The following is a 16,776-nucleotide window of genomic DNA, read 5'->3' on the forward strand; positions in this document are numbered from 1 at the left end:
TGAGCATGTTGACCCGCATCGAGGCGTCGCGGCTGGCGCTGCCCCCTGCCGAGCAGCGGGTCGCCGCAGTGCTGATGGCCGACCCCGCCGGCTTCGTCGAGTCCCCGGTCACCGTGCTCGCCGAGCGCGCCGGCGTCAGCAAGCCGACCGTCGTCCGCTTCTGCCGCAGCGTCGGCTACGACGGGCTGGCCGATTTCAAGCGCAAGCTGGCCGGCATCGTCAACGAGGGCGTGCCGTTCGTCCACCGCGCCGTCGACGAGGACGACCAGCCACGCGACATCCACATCAAGCTGATCGACAACACGATTGCCGCACTGCTCAAATACCGCGAGCAGGCCAGCGGCGAAGCCTATGAACGTGCGATCGATGCGCTGGCGCAGGCCGCGGTGAGCGGCCGGCGGATCGAGTTCTACGGCGTCGGCAATTCCGGCATCGTCGCGCAGGATGCGCAGCACAAGTTTTTTCGCCTCGGCGTCTTTTCCGAGGCAATCAGCGACGGCCATGTGCAGGTGATGAGCGCGACGATGCTGCGCGACGGCGATTGCGCCGTGATCATCAGCAATTCAGGGCGCAGCCGCGGCCTGCTCGATGTCGCCGAGATCGCCAGCGGCAATGGCGCAACGACGATCCTGATCACCGCCAGCGGTTCGCCGCTGGCGCGGCTGGCCCGGCCGACCGGCGCCGACCGGCAGATCCTGCTCGCCGTCGACCATCCGGAAGACCACGAGCGTTACAGCCCGATGGTTTCGCGGCAGTTGCACCTGATGGTGATCGACATCCTGACCACCGCGGTGGCGCTGCGCCTGCCCGACGACCGCCGCGCGGTGCTGCAGCAGATCAAGCAGAACCTCGGCAGCAGGCTCTACGTCACTCAGCGCTGACAGCCGGCGCGCGCTCGCTCATCTCGAGCAGTTCGGCCAGGCCGTACAGCCCGGCGAGCTGACCGAGCTTGGCCGGCGGATGATCGACACGGATCGTCCGGCCCAGCGACTGCGCGACGCGGCGGCATTCAAGCAGCACCGCGAGCGCGGACGAGTCGAACAAGCGCAATTCCGATGCATCGACCGCCCACGGGCCCGACGCCGCGGGCGCAGATTCGCCCCGCAGCGCCTTTGTCATCGCCCGCGCCACCTCGGGCGCTTCGGCATGGGTCAGCTTCGCCGGCAAGCGTGCCATCGACGCCTCAGGACTTGGCCGCGGCCTTGTTGCGCTCAGCCAGCTTGCCGATCAGGCCATCAACGCCGTTGCTGCCGATTTCCTGCGCAAAGCTGTTGCGGTAGTTCTGCACCAGCCAGACGCCAAGAATGTTGACGTCGTAGATCTTCCAGCCGTCGGCGGTCTTTTCGAGCCGGTAGTCGAGCTGGATCGGATCGCCGCTGCCGATCACCTCGGTGCGGACCGTCACTTCGGTGTCGCCGGCTTTCGAGCGCATCGGCTTCAACTCGACGGTCTGGTCCTTGACCTGCGACAGCGCGCCCGAATAAGTGCGCACCAGCAGAATCTTGAATTCATCCTGCAGCCGCTGCTGCTGTTCCGGCGAGGCCTGGCGCCAGTATCGGCCGACCGCCGATGCAGTCATGCGGCGGAAATCGACGTGCGGCATCACCTTCGCATCGACCAGTGCGATCACCTTGTTGGTGTCGCCGGCCTGGATGCCCTTGTCGGCCTTGACCGCATTCAGCACTTCAGTCGAGATGCGCTCGATCAGCGCCTGCGGCGGTTCGGCCGCGTTCACTGCAGCGGCAACCAAACCGGCTGCGAAAAAGGCAAAAATCCGTTTCAACAACATTCACTTGTCTCCTTGAGGGCGTTGGCGGCGTCGGCTGCCGCCATCTTCACCTGATTGAGAGTCGATCGAGACCCCTTGGTTCACCTTTGACACATCCCGCAACATCAAATGCAGCGGCCCGCACTGGCCAGCGGGTCATTTCTTCTTTGCCGGCTCCTCGGGATCGGCATAGTCGAAATTTTCGTCCGGATAGTCGTCGTCGCCGAGCAGGCGGGTGCCGCGGCGTTGCAGATAGGCGTCGCGGACGAAGGTGTATTTGTCGAGCACGATGCCATCGAGCATCCGGCCGGCCGACAGGAAGTTGGCCCGCGAATTGATGATCTGCAGCGCGGTGATGCTGACATTGGCGGCGCCATCGTTGATCACCATCGACGGCGATGCGCCGCGATCGAGCGGCAGCGCGACCGAATCCCGGACCGTCGACGGGCCGTACAGCGGCCAGACGATGTAGGCACCGGCACCGACGCCCCAATGCGCAAGCGTCTTGCCGAAATCCTCGGTATTGCGCTCCAGACCCATCTCGGTGGCCGGATCCAGCAGACCGCCGAGGCCGAACAGCGTATTGGTGCCGACCCGCATCACGCTGTGCATGCCGGCGCCCCACTTGAACTGCAGGAAATTGTTGACCGCCGACCAGGCGTCAGCGGCATTCCAGAAAAAGTTGTCGACGCCCTTGCGGACCCGATGCGGCACGACATTGCTGTAGGCCGTCGCGACCGGCTCGAGCACCTTTTCATCAAGCTTCTCGTTGAAACCGAATACCTTGCGGTTCCAGTTTTCCCACGGGTCGAGTTTTTCTGCCGGGGTCTTCGCGGTCGGGCTGGTTGCGCAGCCGCCGAGCAGCAGCGCCGTCATCAGCACGGCGGCTGCGCTCGCCAGTCGCCTGCCAATTGCCATCGATCCTCCGGTCGTCATTTGGAAGCCTCGTCGCTGCCGCTGCTGCTGCCGGCTTCGGCGGCCTTGTTGAACAGGAACTGGCTGATCAGGTTCTCCAGCACGACCGCCGACTGGGTCTGCGTGATCACGTCATCGGGTGCCAGATTGCGCTCGTCGCCGCCGACCTCGAGCCCGATGTACTGCTCGCCGAGCAGGCCTGCGGTCAGAATCTTCGCCGCGGTGTCCTTCGGGAAGACATATTGCTTCTCGAGGTCGAGCCGCACGCTGGCCTGGAAGGTCTTGGTATCGAATCTGATCGATTCGACCCGCCCGACAACGACACCGGCACTCTTGACCGCGGCATTGACTTTCAATCCGCCGATGTTGTCGAAGCGCGCGGTGACCGGATAGGTCTCGGCAAAACTCAGGTTCAGCAGGTTGCCGGCCTTCAGCGCCAGAAACAGCAGGGCAGCGGCGCCGATCATCACGAACAGGCCGACCCACACATCATGTCGCGATTGTTGCATCGCAGTTCCTTCAGATCGAAAACATCATCGCGGTCAGCACGAAGTCGAGTGCCAGCACCGACAGCGAGGCCATCACGACGGTCCGCGTCGTCGCGTGCGAAACACCCTCCGGCGTCGGCTTGCAGGCAAACCCCTGCAGCAGCGCGATGAAGGTGACGGTAACGCCGAATACCACGCTCTTGATCACGCCGTTGCCGATGTCCGCCCAGACGTCGACGCCACCCTGCATCTGCGACCAGAACGAACCCGAATCGATGCCGAGCAGCGGCACCGCCACCGCCCAGCCGCCGAGCACGCCGACGGCACTGAATACCGCGGCCAGCGCGGGCATCGCGATGATGCCGGCCCAGAACCGCGGACCAAGCACCCGCAGTACCGGATCGACCGCCATCATCTCCATCGCAGCCAGCTGTTCGCCGGCTTTCATCAGTCCGATCTCGGCGGTCAACGAGGTTCCGGCGCGACCGGCGAACAGCAGCGCGGTGACGACCGGCCCGAGTTCACGCACCAGGCTCAATGCAACCAGCAGGCCGACCGCCTCCGACGAGCCGTAACGCTGCAGCGTGTAGTAACCCTGCAGCGCGAGCACGAAGCCGACGAACAGTCCGGAAACCGCGATGATCGACAACGACCGGTTGCCGACAAAAAACAGCTGGTCGACGACCAGCCGCACCCGGCGCAGCGTCGCGAAGCTCAACCAGACCAGGCGCAGGAACAGGCGCACGCCGGCGCCCCAGTCGGCGAGCTTGCTGCGCACGGCAAATCCGATCGCCGCGGGCTTGAACATCGACAACATCAGCGGCGCCCTCCCTGGACACCGTAATCCTGCTCGACCGCAGGCGCCGGATAGTGGAAATGCACCGGCCCTTCCGGCTCGGCATTGAAGAACTGATGGACCAGCGGGTCCTTGCTCTGCCGCATCGACTCCGGGCTGCCTTCGGCGACCAGCCCGCCATTGGCGATGAAGACGATGTGGTCGGCGATCGCAAAGGTCTCGTCGACATCGTGCGACACGACGATGCTGCTGACACCCAACGCATCGTTGAGTTCGCGGATCAGCCGCGCCGCCATGCCGAGCGAAATCGGATCGAGCCCGGCGAACGGCTCGTCGTACATGATCAATTCCGGGTCGAGCGAAATGGCACGCGCCAGCGCGATCCGCCGCGCCATGCCGCCAGACACCTGACTCGGCATCAGGTCGCGCGCACCGCGCAGGCCGACCGCATTCAACTTCATCAGCACCAGATCGCGGATCATCGCCGCGCTGAGATTGGTATGTTCGCGCAGCGGAAACGCGACATTGTCGAAAACCGACAGGTCGGTGAACAAGGCGCCGAACTGGAACAACATGCCCATGCGCCGACGCACCGCATACAGGCCGGCCCGATCGAGTGTGGCCAGATCGACGCCGTCGAACAGCACCTGCCCCTGCCACGGCGCGAGTTGCCCGCTGATCAGGCGCAGGATCGTCGTCTTGCCACCGCCGGACGTTCCCATCAACCCGGTGACCTGGCCGCGCGGCAGCTTCAGGTCGACATCGCGCAGAATCACCTTGTCGCCGTAGCCGCAAGTCACCCGGCGCAGTTCGACGAGGGGCGTCGCTGCGCTGGCGGCTTCACTGGCGGGAGAGGCGGATGCGGGGGACATGGGGGCCGGGACGCGGCGCGCGCCGTGTCTGAAAGCGCACGATCATAGGGGATAACGCGAATAGCACCCGCGGCCGCCGCAGCGGCGCGCGGTAAAGAAGCGTGTCCGCCGCGTCAGCGCGGCAGATCGCTGCTGCCCATCAGCGCCTGGTCGATCGCACGAGCGGCCTGCCGGCCTTCGCGGATCGCCCAGACCACCAGCGACTGGCCGCGCCGCATGTCGCCGGCAACAAACACCTTCTCGACATTGGTGCGGTAGGCGTCGCCGTCATCGGTGCTCGCGCGTGCATTGCCGCGGCCGTCCTTGTCGACGCCGAAGCTGTCGAGGATGGTCGCCACCGGATGGACAAATCCCATCGCCAGCAGCACCAGATCGGCCGGCAGAATCTGTTCGCTTCCGGCGACCTCGACCATCTTGCCGTCCTTCCATTCGACACGGACCGCCTTCAGCGCCCTCACGCGGTTTTTCTCCTTGCCCTCGCCGGCGATGAATTCCTTGGTTGCGATCGCAAACTCGCGTTCGCAGCCTTCTTCGTGGCTGGAACTGGTGCGCAATTTGATCGGCCAGTACGGCCAGACCAGCGGCTTGTTCTCCTGCTCGGGCGGCATCGGCAGCAGCTCGAACTGGGTCACGCTGGCCGCGCCATGGCGGTTGCTGGTGCCCACACAGTCGCTGCCGGTATCGCCACCGCCGATCACGATCACGTGTTTGCCATCGGCACGGATCTGGCCCTTCACCTTGTCGCCGGCGTTGACGCGGTTCTGCTGCGGCAGGAATTCCATCGCGAAATGCACGCCCTCCAGATCGCGCCCCGGAACCGGCAGGTCTCGCGACTGTTCGGAGCCACCGGCCAGCAACACGGCGTCGAACTCGGACTTCAACTGCTCCGGGCTGATCGTCTGCTTCGCAAGGTTGGTGACCTTGCTGTCATCGGGCCACTGGCCGATCAGCACGCCGGCGCGAAAGCTCACGCCTTCGGCCTCCATCTGCGCGATGCGCCGGTCGATGTGGTCCTTCTCCATCTTGAAATCGGGGATGCCGTAGCGCAGCAGGCCACCGATGCGGTCGTTTTTCTCGAACACCGTGACCGCATGTCCCGCGCGCGCGAGCTGCTGGGCGGCCGCAAGCCCAGCCGGGCCCGAGCCGATCACCGCCACCGTCTTGCCGGTCTTCTGCTTCGGCGGCCGGGGCTCGACCCAGCCCTCGGCCCAGGCCCGATCGATGATCGCGTGCTCGATGCTCTTGATGCCCACCGGATCGTCGTTGACGTTCAAGGTGCATGCGGCTTCACACGGCGCCGGACAGATGCGGCCGGTGAACTCAGGGAAATTGTTCGTCGAGTGCAGCACCTCGATCGCGTTTTTCCAGTCGTCGCGGTAAACGAGGTCGTTGAAATCCGGAATGATGTTGTTGACCGGGCAGCCGCTGTTGCAGAACGGCGTTCCGCAATCCATGCAGCGCGCGCCCTGGATCTTCGCTTCATCGGCCTTCAGCCCGATCACGAACTCCTTGTAGTTCTTCAGCCGCGCGGGAACCGGGCGATAGCCCTCTTCGACCCGCTCGTACTCCATGAATCCGGTTACTTTTCCCATGATGCGTGTTGGTTGATCCTGTGATCGATGATGGTCGCGGCGACGTCAGCCGTCACTTGACGACCACTGGCCCGATTTTCTGGTCGGCCTGGCGGGCCTTTGCGATCGACTCGCCGGCCTCGCGGCCAGCGTGCAGTTCGCCGAGTGCACGCTTGTATTCGGACGGGAAGACCTTGACGAATTTGCCCCTGGCCTGTTGCCAGTGGTCGAGGATGTCGCGCGCCCGCAGGCTGCCGGTCCACTTGTGGTGGTCCTCGATCAAGGCCTTCAGCTGGGTCTCGTCGGCAAGCCCGCGGTGCCAGACCGACTTGTCGATCTGGCTGGTCTGCTCGGCGACGCTGAGCACGCGTTCGAGCGCGACCATCGAGGTGTTGCAGCGTTCGGCAAAGCGGCCGTCCTCATCGTAGACGTAGGCAATGCCGCCACTCATGCCGGCGGCGAAATTGCGGCCGGTCTGGCCGAGCACGACGACGGTGCCGCCGGTCATGTATTCGCAGCCGTGGTCGCCGGTACCTTCGACAACCGCAGTGGCACCCGACAGCCGCACCGCGAAGCGTTCGCCGGCGACGCCGCGGAAGAAGGCCTCGCCGCTGGTCGCGCCGTACAACACGGTGTTGCCGACGACGATGTTGCGCGTCGCGTCACCACGGAACTCGATGCTCGGCCGGATCGAGATCCGGCCGCCGCTCAAGCCCTTGCCGGTGTAGTCGTTGGCGTCGCCGATCAGGTACAGCGTGATGCCCTTCGCGAGGAAGGCGCCGAAACTCTGGCCGCCGGTGCCTTCCATCTGGATGAAGATCGTGTGATCGGGCAGGCCCTCCGGATGCCGGCGAACCAGCTCGCCCGACAGCATCGCGCCAACGGTGCGGTTGACGTTGCGCGCCTCCTCGATGAACTGGACCCGTTCGCCGCGCTCGAGCGCCGGCATCGCCTTCTCGATCAACTTGACGTCGAGTGCACGGGCGAGGCCGTGGTCCTGCTCCTCGACCTGGCGGCGCGGCACATCGTCGGCAATCGGCGGCTGGTAGAAGACGCGGCTGAAGTCGAGGCCCCTTGCCTTCCAGTGCGAGATGCCCTTGCGAGTATCGAGCAGATCGGCGCGACCGATCAGTTCGTCGACAGTGCGCACGCCAAGCTGCGCCATGATCTGCCGCGCTTCCTCGGCAACGAAGAAGAAATAGTTGACGACGTGCTCGGGCCGGCCCTGGAACTTGGCGCGCAGCACCGGGTCCTGCGTCGCGACACCAACCGGGCAGGTGTTCAGATGGCACTTGCGCATCATGATGCAGCCTTCGGCCACCAGCGGCGCGGTTGCGAAGCCGAATTCATCGGCGCCGAGCAGCGCGCCGATCACGACGTCGCGGCCGGTCTTCATCTGGCCGTCGGCCTGCACGCGGATCCGCGAACGCAGCCGGTTCATCACCAGCGTCTGCTGGGTCTCGGCCAGGCCGAGCTCCCACGGCGTGCCGGCATGCTTGATCGACGACCACGGCGAGGCGCCGGTGCCGCCGTCGTGGCCGGCGATCACGACATGGTCGGCCTTCGCCTTCGCAACGCCGGCGGCAATCGTGCCGACCCCGACCTCGCTGACCAGCTTGACGCTGATGCTGGCGCGCTGATTGGCATTCTTCAGGTCGTGGATCAGCTGCGCGAGGTCTTCGATCGAATAGATATCGTGGTGCGGCGGCGGCGAGATCAGGCCGACACCGGGCACCGAATAACGCAGGAAGCCGATGTATTCCGACACCTTGCCGCCCGGCAACTGGCCGCCTTCACCGGGCTTTGCGCCCTGGGCCATCTTGATCTGGATCTGGTCGGCGCTCGACAGGTATTCGGTGGTGACACCGAAACGGCCCGACGCGACCTGCTTGATCTTGCTGCGCAGCGAATCGCCGGCCTGCAGTTCGTAGTCGGCGACGACGACCTTCGAGCCGACGACGTCGCTGACCTTCGTGCCGGCGGTGATCGGAATGCCCTTCAACTCGTTGCGATAGCGTGCCGGATCCTCGCCGCCTTCACCGGTATTGCTCTTGCCGCCGATGCGGTTCATCGCAACCGCAAGCGTCGCATGGGCCTCGGTGCTGATCGAACCGAGCGACATCGCGCCGGTGGCGAAACGCTTGACGATCTCGGATGCCGGCTCGACTTCGCTGAGCGGGATCGCCTTCGCCGGATCGAGCTTGAACTCGAACAAGCCACGCAGCGTCATGTGGCGGCGCGACTGGTCATTGATGATCTGTGCGTATTCCTTGTAGGTGTCGAACTGGTTCGAGCGCGCACTGTGCTGCAGCTTGGCGATCGCGTCCGGCGTCCACATGTGCTCCTCGCCACGCACCCGCCAGGCGTATTCGCCGCCGGCATCGAGCATGCCGGCGAGCACCGGGTCGTTGCCGAAGGCCGCTCGGTGCATGCGGATCGCCTCCTCGGCGACATTGAAGATGTTCAGCCCGCCGACCTGCGACGCGGTGCCGCGGAAATATTTGTCGACCAACGCCTTTTCGAGCCCGATCGCCTCAAACAGCTGGGCGCCGCAGTACGACATGTAGGTCGACACGCCCATCTTCGACATGATCTTCGACAGACCCTTGCCGATCGCCTTGATGTAATTGGCGATCGCCTTCTCCGGCGACAACGCGCCGGACAGGTCCTTGTGCAATGCGGCCAGCGTTTCCATCGCCAGATAGGGATGGACCGCTTCGGCGCCGTAGCCGGCGAGTACCGCAAAGTGGTGGACTTCGCGCGCCGATCCGGTCTCGACGACGAGGCCGGCGGTCGTGCGCAGGCCGACCCGGATCAGGTGCTGGTGCACCGCCGACAAGGCCAGCAGCGCGGGGATCGCGACATGGTCGCTGTCGAGCTTGCGGTCGCTGATGATCAGGATGTTGTGGCCACCCTGGATTGCATCGATCGCCTCGGCGCCGAGCGACGCGAGCTTGGCCTCGACGCCTTCGTTGCCCCACTCGAGCGGGTAGGTGATGTCGAGCAGATAGCTCTTGAACTTGCCGTGTGAATGCTGCTCGATGTGGCGCAGCCGCGCCATCGCCTCGAAATCGAGGATGGGCTGCGGCACCTCGAGGCGCATCGGCGGATTGACCGCATTGATGTCGAGCAGGTTCGGTTTCGGCCCGATGAACGAGACCAGCGACATCACGATGTTTTCGCGGATCGGATCGATCGGCGGGTTCGTGACCTGTGCGAACAACTGCTTGAAATAGTTGTACAGCGGCTTGTTCTTGTCCGACAACACCGCCAGCGGCGAGTCGTTGCCCATCGAGCCTGTGCCTTCCTCGCCGGCCTGCGCCATCGGGCTGAGCAGGAATTTCAGGTCTTCCTGCGTATAGCCGAAGGCCTGCTGGCGGTCGAGCAGGGTTTCGGTGAACGCGAGGCGCTCGCTGCTGCCCGGCAGATCCTCGAGCTTGATGCGCACGCTCTCGATCCACTGCCGGTACGGCTTGGCCGATGCAAACTGGTTTTTCAGCTCCTCGTCCTCGACGATGCGGCCCTGGTCGAAATCGATCAGGAACATCTTGCCCGGCTGCAGACGCCACTTCTTGACGATCTTGTTCTGCGGAATCGGCAGCACGCCGGACTCCGAACCCATCACGACCAGGTCGTCGTCGGTGACGAGGTAACGCGCCGGCCGCAGGCCGTTGCGGTCCAGCGTCGCGCCGATCTGGCGGCCGTCGGTGAAGACCATCGCCGCCGGGCCGTCCCACGGCTCGAGCATTGCCGCGTGGTACTCATAGAACGCACGGCGGCGCTCGTCCATCGTGCTGTGCTGCTCCCAGGCCTCGGGAATCATCATCATCGCGGCCTGCGCCAGCGGGTAACCGGCCATCGTCAGCAGTTCGAGCGCATTGTCGAACGACGCGGTATCGCTCTGGTGCTCGAAGCTGATCGGATACAGCTTCTGCAGATCGTCGCCGAGCACCGGCGACTTCATCACGCCTTCGCGCGCGCGCATCCAGTTGAAGTTGCCCTTGACGGTATTGATCTCGCCGTTGTGCGCGACCATCCGGTACGGGTGAGCGAGCGGCCATTCCGGGAAGGTATTGGTCGAGAACCGCTGGTGCACCAGCGCCAGCGCCGAGGTCGCGCGCTCGTCGGCGAGGTCGCGGTAATACTTGCCGACCTGGTCGGCCAGCAGCAGGCCCTTGTAGATCACCGTGCGGCAGCTCATGCTCGGCACGTAGTACTCGTGGCTGTGCGTCAGCTGCAGGCGCTGGATCGCCGACGACGCCGTCTTGCGGATCACGTACAGCTTGCGCTCGAGCGCATCCGGAACGATCAGGTCGGCGCCGCGGCCGATGAAGATCTGCCGGATGATCGGCTCCTTCAGCCGCACCGTCGGCGACATCGGCATCTCGCGGTCGACCGGCACATCGCGCCAGCCGAGCAGCACCTGGCCTTCGGCAACCACCGCCCGCTCGAGCGCCTTCTCGCAAGCGAGCCGCGACGCACTCTCCTTCGGCAGGAAGATCATGCCGACGCCATATTCACCCGGCGGCGGCAGCTCGACGCCCTGTGCGGCCATGTCGGCGCGGTACAACTCGTCGGGAATCTGGATCAGGATCCCGGCGCCGTCGCCCATCAGCGGGTCGGCACCAACCGCGCCGCGGTGGTCGAGGTTCTCGAGGATCTTCAGGCCCTGCTCGATGATCGCGTGCGCCTTGACGCCCTTGATGTGAGCCACAAAACCGACACCGCAGGCGTCGTGTTCGGCCTGGCTGTACAGCCCATTTGCTGCCGCATCCGCACGTTCGGCGAGCGATGGCGTGGTGGCAGACATTGGCGTGGCGGAATGCGTCATGGAATTTCCAGAAAATTCGGGCGGAGCGGGAGAATACTGCACTGCAGCATCCTGATCAAGCCGAGAAACGTTCACTCTGACCCTTTAAAGACGGCGACACCCCGAAACAAGCCAATCAAATGGGGTCAGAGAGGTATCCGGCATCGACGGGCTTGCGCCGCCGTCCCCTTGTCAGCGGTTGCAAGCGGCGTGCCTGGCGACCTTCGAGCATCTCGAGAAAATCAGCATCGCCGATGGCCCAGCCCTGTTCGGTCGCCCGTTCGATTTCACCGGCCGCTGCCAGCGCCGACGCGGCCGGGTCAAGCAGGCGTTGCCGGTATCGGCTCTCGCGCTCGAACGGCGTATTGCCGAGCGACCAGAACAGCGGATGGTCAGTGATCAGCGGATCGTGACGGCGGCCGAGGTGATGCGCCGCGCTCGACGCGACCCATTGCTCGGGAGCCGCAACCAGCCCGGCGCCGACAGCCGCCATTTCGACATGCGCCATCGCGTCGAGCAGATAACGCGATGCCTGCAGCACGCCGGTGCGGTAACGGCCTGCCCATGGCGATCCGCTGCGGCCGTGCCGCTTGTTGAAGCTGACGACGAAACGCCGGCCGACCCGCTGCATCAGCGATGCCAGCTCCGCACCGCGCCGCGGCGTCAGCAACAGGTGCAACCGGTCGGGCAGCAGCGCATAGGCGTGGATCGCGACACCGGCGTCGCGCGACACCTCGAGCAAGGCGCCGATCAGGTCGAGGCGGTCCTCGTCGACCAGGCAGACCGCCGTACCAGGCGCTGCGCGGTGGACGAGGTGATGCAGTTGATGATCGATCGCCAGGCGAGGCAGGCGGGCCATTGGATACTCGGGTTGCGGGCGCCGCGGGCGGGTGGCACCGGTCTCAGAGGATGCGCTCCGCGACGATGGTCGGGGCCGCAGCGTCAGAAGGCCGATTGTCGAACACGACCTCGATCCGGATCAGCGACTTGACCGGCCTGCCGTCACGCTGGCCGGGATCGAAGCGGGCCGCCATGAACGTGCGGCGGGCCGTCTCCTCGAGCACCGGCGCCAATGTCGGCCCGTCGGGTTCGAATCGCCGGACGATGCCCGACTCGTCGACAAACATCCAGAACGTCGCGACCTGGCGCTCGAGCGTGTAGATGCCGCGGGGCCAATGCAGCTCGATATCGCCGATCGGCAACGGCGGCTGCGACAGATCCGACCGTGGCAGATATCCATCGACGCCGATCGCTGCACCCCGCTGCGTATCGACATGGTCGCTCGGCTGCTGCGGCTGCGCCATGGCCACCGCGCTGTCGGCAACGGGCTCCGGTGCAGAAAGCGGCCCGGCGTCGTTGACGCTGGTGAACGGTCGAGCCGGATCCTCGGTATCGGCGGCACCGCTGTGCGTTGCGCGCTCGTTGCCGGTCGGCGGCGCAGCGGCCACCCTGAGCAGCAGTCTGCTGGAAGGCGCGACCACGTGCGCTGGCGCCGACGAACCGGCAAAGACATCGGCAAAGCCGAACAATGCGGCGTGGGCTGCAGCCGAGACAGCGATCGCAGCAAGCAGCCCAGGAGCGGCGCGCCTCCTGTGGCGCACCGACGAAACCGTCGCCGCAGAGCCGGCTGGCATCAGTTGATCAACTCCCGCCATGAGGTGCGCCGCGGATCACCGGTACCGGCCGGTGTACTTTCGCCGGTATCGAACTGCTTGGTTTCGCCCTTGCTGTTGCGCACGTACATGCGGCCGCCGCCGCCCGAAAGGCGGGCAAAGGTCTGGCCGACGATCAACGAGTCGGTACTGAACAACATGCCGATCGGGTCCATCGACAGCCCCGACGTGATGTCGATCCTGTACAGCCACGACGATCCACCGGAGGTGCAAGCGTCGCCGCTCGGCACGGCCGACGGAATGAACAGCGTGCCAGACGACAGTGACATGCCCGAAACGATGCGCTCGCCGCTGTTCGGCAGATCGAACCACCAACCGTTGTTGACGTTCCAGTCGATCGGCTCGGTCGAACTCGTCACGCTGGATCCAGTCCTCGTCAGCGTGTGCTTGACGAGGCTGGGGTTGGTTCTCACCACGCCATGGCCGGAATTGGTCAGCGTGTCCTTCACGATATAGACCGATTGCTGCTTCGAATCGGTGATGTCGGTGTCGCCGAGATAACGACCGGTACCGACGACAACAACCGGATACAGCTTCGAGACCAGCATCACCTCCGGCTTGACCGTGACCGGCTGCGGCGCCCCGGTCGGCGTCTGCAACTGACCAAGCAGTTGCGCGGACTTGTACGGCAGCACCAGGTCATCGATATCGAAGCGCCACAGGTTGCCGAGCATGTCGCCACCGTAGAAGCGTTTCGCGGTGTTGTTGGTCGACACATCGATCCAGGCGTTGATCTTTGCCAGACCGCTCGGCGTGCCGGGGGAACCGGCCGGCGTGACGATGTCGAGCAGCTTGGCTCCGGTTGCGATGTCGACGACATACAAATGGCCCTTGCCATCGGCGTTGTTGTAGCCGGATGCGAACACCACCACCCAGCTGCCATTGGCCCGTTTCGTGATGATCGGGTTGCCGTAGGTCAGGCCGAGGTTGGGATCGGTGAATTCCCACAGCGCCTTCGGATCCAGCGGATCGGTGATGTCGAGCGCGTAATAGGCCTTGCCGCCGAGCCCGAGCCCACCGACCAGGATCGTTTTCCACGAACCGCCGAAGAAGGCATCGCCGACCACCGGTTCGGCATCGACGAACGACTGGTGGTTATTGCCATAAGCGGTATCGGCAAGCCGGAACATCTTCGACATGCCGACGGTCGGGATGAATGCCCACATCTCGACACCGGTTTTGGCCGAGAACGCATGCAGCATGCCGTCGTTGCCGCCGGCATACACCATCGGCTCGCGGTTGGCGCGCGAGGAGGCATAACTGGCATAGCCGGCATCGGTGTAGATGAACGGCGGCTTGCCGACAAAAACCGGCGCGCCGTGAATGATGTCGCCAAGCACACTGGCGCGGGCACGGAACAGTGGGCTTGCCGGGTTGTTGGTGTTGTTGGTCCGATCGCCCGCCAAGTAATTGACGAGGTTGATGCCATCGTCCGCGGCTGTTTTCAATGCCTGGTTCGGAGGGGAGAAGTTGGCGCATTGCGCCGGCATCGGCACCTTGCTGCAGAAATTGCTGAAATTGCCGCCCAGGCCGTCCGCATTCAGATTGGCATACGTGAAGCTGCGCAGTGCGGTGCCGCTCGGCTGGCGGTAGTAGATCTTGCGATTGGTCCAGGCCATCGCATCGAGCTTTTCCTTCGCAGACCACAGCGGGCTCGAACCCAACACCCCGTCCTCGCCCTTGACCGAATACGCCAACAGATCGCCGGTCCAGGCGAATGCGGTATAGCCGGCCTGGAAAACCTGGTTGGCCAGGCCCGGGACGAAGGTCAGCGAATTGAACGAGGCCGCCGCGCCGGCACCGGTGACCTCCTTGATCGTGTTGATGACACTGGAAATGGCCTCGCTCAATGCGTTGGCATCACTGGCCGAGTAGTACTGGCCACGGCCGTTGACCGCGGCATGCCAGAGGTCGTCGATGTTGCGCGCATCGCCGGAACTGCCGCTCAGCACCGTCGTCGTCGCCGGCCAGTTCAACACCGGCCCGGATCCGTCCGGCTTTCGGTAGTGGCCGCTCAGCAGCGCGAACTCGCATCCGGTAGCCGGAGGCGCCAGCTTGTTGTCACACCGGAGAAGTGAGGTCTGTTGCAGATAGTTCTTGTCGAAGCCGATCGTGCCGCCGGTGCCGAGACCAAGCGTGAAGGTCGTCAGATGCTGGGCGGTGTTGGTATCGCGGCCGGCTGCCGGCACCTTGTTGGCGCAGACGTCACGTGACTGGCCCGAGGTCGACGAGGTGCAGTTGCCGAGCGCCGGGGTGCGGAGGTCGGTTGCATAGAAATACTGCGCCACGTCAGCCAGCGTGTCGCTGGTGCCGCCGCTCGACGAAAAGCTCGTCGTCGTCTGACCGTCGGTCGGGCCCTCGACGCTCAGCACCGTGCTCGATTGCGAACTGCTGTTCTGAGTCGTATTCGTCACCGGCCCATAACCCGCCGGCTGGACGTCGCTCGCCTTCTTGCAACTTTGCGTCTTCGCTCGCGTGCCCTTGGTCCAGCCGGTGTCGCTGCCCGGCTGCGAGACCGGCGAGCCGGTGCTCTCGGTGCTCGTCGTCGTCGTTGTCGTCGAGGTCGTGTCGGAGGTCACCGTGCCATTCGTCGTGACGATGGTGCGCGTCTTCGTGGCCGTATCGCGCACCACCGATGGCGTCTGCGTATTGGTCACGACGACCCGTGTCTCGGGTGTCGTCCACTCGTTGAACCTGTCCTTGCCGCAACCGACGGTATCGATCTCGATCAGATTGCGCTTCGAAGTCGTCGTGACCTTGTCGGTCGTGGCGACCTGCCGGCGCGTGATCGTCGTGATCGGCGTCTTTTCGGTCTTGATGCTGTCGCCGCCGTCGTACATCGGACGCACTTCGGTGACGTCCTGATTGCCGACTGCATTGCCGTCGAGACCATAGGGGCCATAGGTCGAGTTTTCAGCGACCGTGCCGCCGCCGGAGTTCCAGTAGCCGTCGGTCGACAGCAGCGCATAGTTGCGCTGGCATTCGTACTCGACCGGATCGTAGCTCTGGCCGGTGATCTTTTTCGCGAAATAGCGGCCGACCTTCGACAACGCTCCACGCAACGGCGTGCCGCCGGATGGCGGTGCGGCATACAGGCTTGCGTAGAAATTGGTGCGCTGTGTGGCATCGAAGGCTTTCGTGTCCCGGAAATCGATGCCGTCGGTGACTGTTGTGCTGTTGATGCGGCTGAAGCCGACCCGGTATTTGTCGTCGAGGTTGTTCACCGCCAAACCGACCGAGGTACGCATCATCAGCATCCGCGTGCGGTAATACGACCACCAGTTGGCATATTTCTGCGCATCGGGCGAGCCTGCATTCACGGTGACCGCGATAAACTTGGTGTTGCCCGGGCTGTTGCCGATCGTGCTGGTGCACTCCTTATAGAAGGTGCTGCTGGTGATCTCGTTGCCCGAAGAATCGTAGGTCCAGCCCATTTTCGGCTGCGTGCCGGTATAGACGTAGTAGGTCTGGCCCCCGAGGTTGCGCGACGTCGACGTCGCGGAATAGCCGTCGTCCTTGGCGTTCGTGAAGCTCGCGTTCGGGTACGAGGCGCCGTTGGCATAAACCGGCGGCGTGTAAGGCAGGGATGGGTCGAATGCCACCCCATTGCACTGCGCCGACAGATAACCGTAGCTGCCTGTGGCCGACATCTCGTCGGGCATGTAGGCCCTGGCCATCGATCCCGAATCGTCGAGGATGAACATCAGGTTCGGTTTCGCGCTGACCGTCTGCCGGTTGATCACCGGTTCGGCGGCGATGTCGGTCAACTGGGCAACGGACTGGCCGGCGACGATCAGCAGCAGCACCGCCAGGGCGCTGCGCGGCACCGAATGGGCGCTGAAGGAAGTGCTGAAATTGGGCATGAGAAACCTCTCTGGATGAT

12 protein-coding genes are annotated in these 16,776 nt (G+C 64.6%); 1 reads left to right on the top strand and 11 read right to left on the bottom strand.

The genetic code is table 11. The features are described 5' to 3' along the window. Positions 1–5 precede the first annotated feature (5 nt). Positions 6–881 (top strand): MurR/RpiR family transcriptional regulator, encoded by an 876-nt coding sequence (locus ACNH6H_RS06945; RefSeq protein ID WP_418321263.1) that lies wholly within the window; start codon positions 6–8, stop codon positions 879–881. On the opposite strand, the gene ACNH6H_RS06950 is transcribed toward ACNH6H_RS06945, so the two are convergent. From ACNH6H_RS06950 to ACNH6H_RS07000, 11 genes are all read right to left on the bottom strand, one after another. Beyond that, positions 868–1,176 (bottom strand): STAS domain-containing protein, encoded by a 309-nt coding sequence (locus ACNH6H_RS06950; RefSeq protein ID WP_418316758.1) that lies wholly within the window; start codon positions 1,174–1,176, stop codon positions 868–870. The two genes, ACNH6H_RS06945 and ACNH6H_RS06950, sit on opposite strands and share 14 nt — an antisense overlap. A 7-nt stretch (positions 1,177–1,183) precedes the next feature. Next, a complete protein-coding gene (locus ACNH6H_RS06955; protein WP_418316759.1) occupies positions 1,184–1,789 on the bottom strand; it encodes an MlaC/ttg2D family ABC transporter substrate-binding protein in 606 nt (201 codons plus the stop codon). Positions 1,790–1,924: 135 nt separating this feature from the next. Next, positions 1,925–2,686: a VacJ family lipoprotein gene (locus ACNH6H_RS06960; RefSeq protein WP_418316760.1), complete on the bottom strand. Its 762-nt coding sequence runs from the start codon at positions 2,684–2,686 to the stop codon at positions 1,925–1,927. 14 nt (positions 2,687–2,700) lie between these two features. Beyond that, a complete protein-coding gene (gene mlaD, locus ACNH6H_RS06965) occupies positions 2,701–3,192 on the bottom strand; it encodes an outer membrane lipid asymmetry maintenance protein MlaD (protein ID WP_418316762.1) in 492 nt (163 codons plus the stop codon). A 10-nt stretch (positions 3,193–3,202) separates the two neighbouring features. Next, a complete protein-coding gene (gene mlaE, locus ACNH6H_RS06970; protein WP_418316763.1) occupies positions 3,203–3,979 on the bottom strand; it encodes a lipid asymmetry maintenance ABC transporter permease subunit MlaE in 777 nt (258 codons plus the stop codon). 8 nt (positions 3,980–3,987) lie between these two features. After that, positions 3,988–4,839, bottom strand: a complete 852-nt coding sequence (locus tag ACNH6H_RS06975) for an ABC transporter ATP-binding protein (protein WP_418316764.1) — start codon at positions 4,837–4,839, stop codon at positions 3,988–3,990. A gap of 113 nt (positions 4,840–4,952) precedes the next feature. Beyond that, positions 4,953–6,431, bottom strand: coding sequence for a glutamate synthase subunit beta (locus ACNH6H_RS06980; RefSeq protein ID WP_418316765.1), 1,479 nt, complete (start codon positions 6,429–6,431; stop codon positions 4,953–4,955). A gap of 52 nt (positions 6,432–6,483) precedes the next feature. Next, a complete protein-coding gene (locus tag ACNH6H_RS06985) occupies positions 6,484–11,220 on the bottom strand; it encodes a glutamate synthase-related protein (protein WP_418316766.1) in 4,737 nt (1,578 codons plus the stop codon). Positions 11,221–11,356: 136 nt separating this feature from the next. After that, complete coding sequence (locus tag ACNH6H_RS06990) at positions 11,357–12,079, bottom strand: transposase (RefSeq protein WP_418316767.1); 723 nt, start codon at positions 12,077–12,079, stop codon at positions 11,357–11,359. 43 nt (positions 12,080–12,122) lie between these two features. Further along, positions 12,123–12,854: a hypothetical protein gene (locus ACNH6H_RS06995; RefSeq protein ID WP_418316768.1), complete on the bottom strand. Its 732-nt coding sequence runs from the start codon at positions 12,852–12,854 to the stop codon at positions 12,123–12,125. Then, positions 12,854–16,756 carry a pilus assembly protein gene (locus ACNH6H_RS07000; RefSeq protein WP_418316769.1) on the bottom strand — a complete coding sequence of 1,301 codons (3,903 nt, stop codon included), beginning with the start codon at positions 16,754–16,756 and terminating at the stop codon, positions 12,854–12,856. Before ACNH6H_RS07000 ends, ACNH6H_RS06995 begins: the two co-directional genes overlap by 1 nt. Positions 16,757–16,776: the final 20 nt, after the last annotated feature.

Origin of the sequence: Pseudideonella sakaiensis (genome assembly GCF_048320135.1) — a bacterium.
GTDB lineage: Bacteria > Pseudomonadota > Gammaproteobacteria > Burkholderiales > Burkholderiaceae_C > Ideonella_A > Ideonella_A sakaiensis_A.

Bases quoted from the DNA above. Each gene is read 5' to 3' on its own strand.
- ACNH6H_RS06950 (WP_418316758.1), bottom strand. From the start codon at position 1,176: ATGGCACGCTTGCCGGCGAAGCTGACCCATGCCGAAGCGCCCGAGGTG.
- ACNH6H_RS06980 (WP_418316765.1), bottom strand. From the start codon at position 6,431: ATGGGAAAAGTAACCGGATTCATGGAGTACGAGCGGGTCGAAGAGGGC.
- ACNH6H_RS06990 (WP_418316767.1), bottom strand. From the start codon at position 12,079: ATGGCCCGCCTGCCTCGCCTGGCGATCGATCATCAACTGCATCACCTC.
- ACNH6H_RS06945 (WP_418321263.1), top strand. From the start codon at position 6: ATGTTGACCCGCATCGAGGCGTCGCGGCTGGCGCTGCCCCCTGCCGAG.
- mlaD (WP_418316762.1), bottom strand. From the start codon at position 3,192: ATGCAACAATCGCGACATGATGTGTGGGTCGGCCTGTTCGTGATGATC.
- ACNH6H_RS07000 (WP_418316769.1), bottom strand. From the start codon at position 16,756: ATGCCCAATTTCAGCACTTCCTTCAGCGCCCATTCGGTGCCGCGCAGC.
- ACNH6H_RS06995 (WP_418316768.1), bottom strand. From the start codon at position 12,854: ATGCCAGCCGGCTCTGCGGCGACGGTTTCGTCGGTGCGCCACAGGAGG.
- ACNH6H_RS06985 (WP_418316766.1), bottom strand. From the start codon at position 11,220: ATGTCTGCCACCACGCCATCGCTCGCCGAACGTGCGGATGCGGCAGCA.
- ACNH6H_RS06960 (WP_418316760.1), bottom strand. From the start codon at position 2,686: ATGGCAATTGGCAGGCGACTGGCGAGCGCAGCCGCCGTGCTGATGACG.
- mlaE (WP_418316763.1), bottom strand. From the start codon at position 3,979: ATGTTCAAGCCCGCGGCGATCGGATTTGCCGTGCGCAGCAAGCTCGCC.
- ACNH6H_RS06975 (WP_418316764.1), bottom strand. From the start codon at position 4,839: ATGTCCCCCGCATCCGCCTCTCCCGCCAGTGAAGCCGCCAGCGCAGCG.
- ACNH6H_RS06955 (WP_418316759.1), bottom strand. From the start codon at position 1,789: ATGTTGTTGAAACGGATTTTTGCCTTTTTCGCAGCCGGTTTGGTTGCC.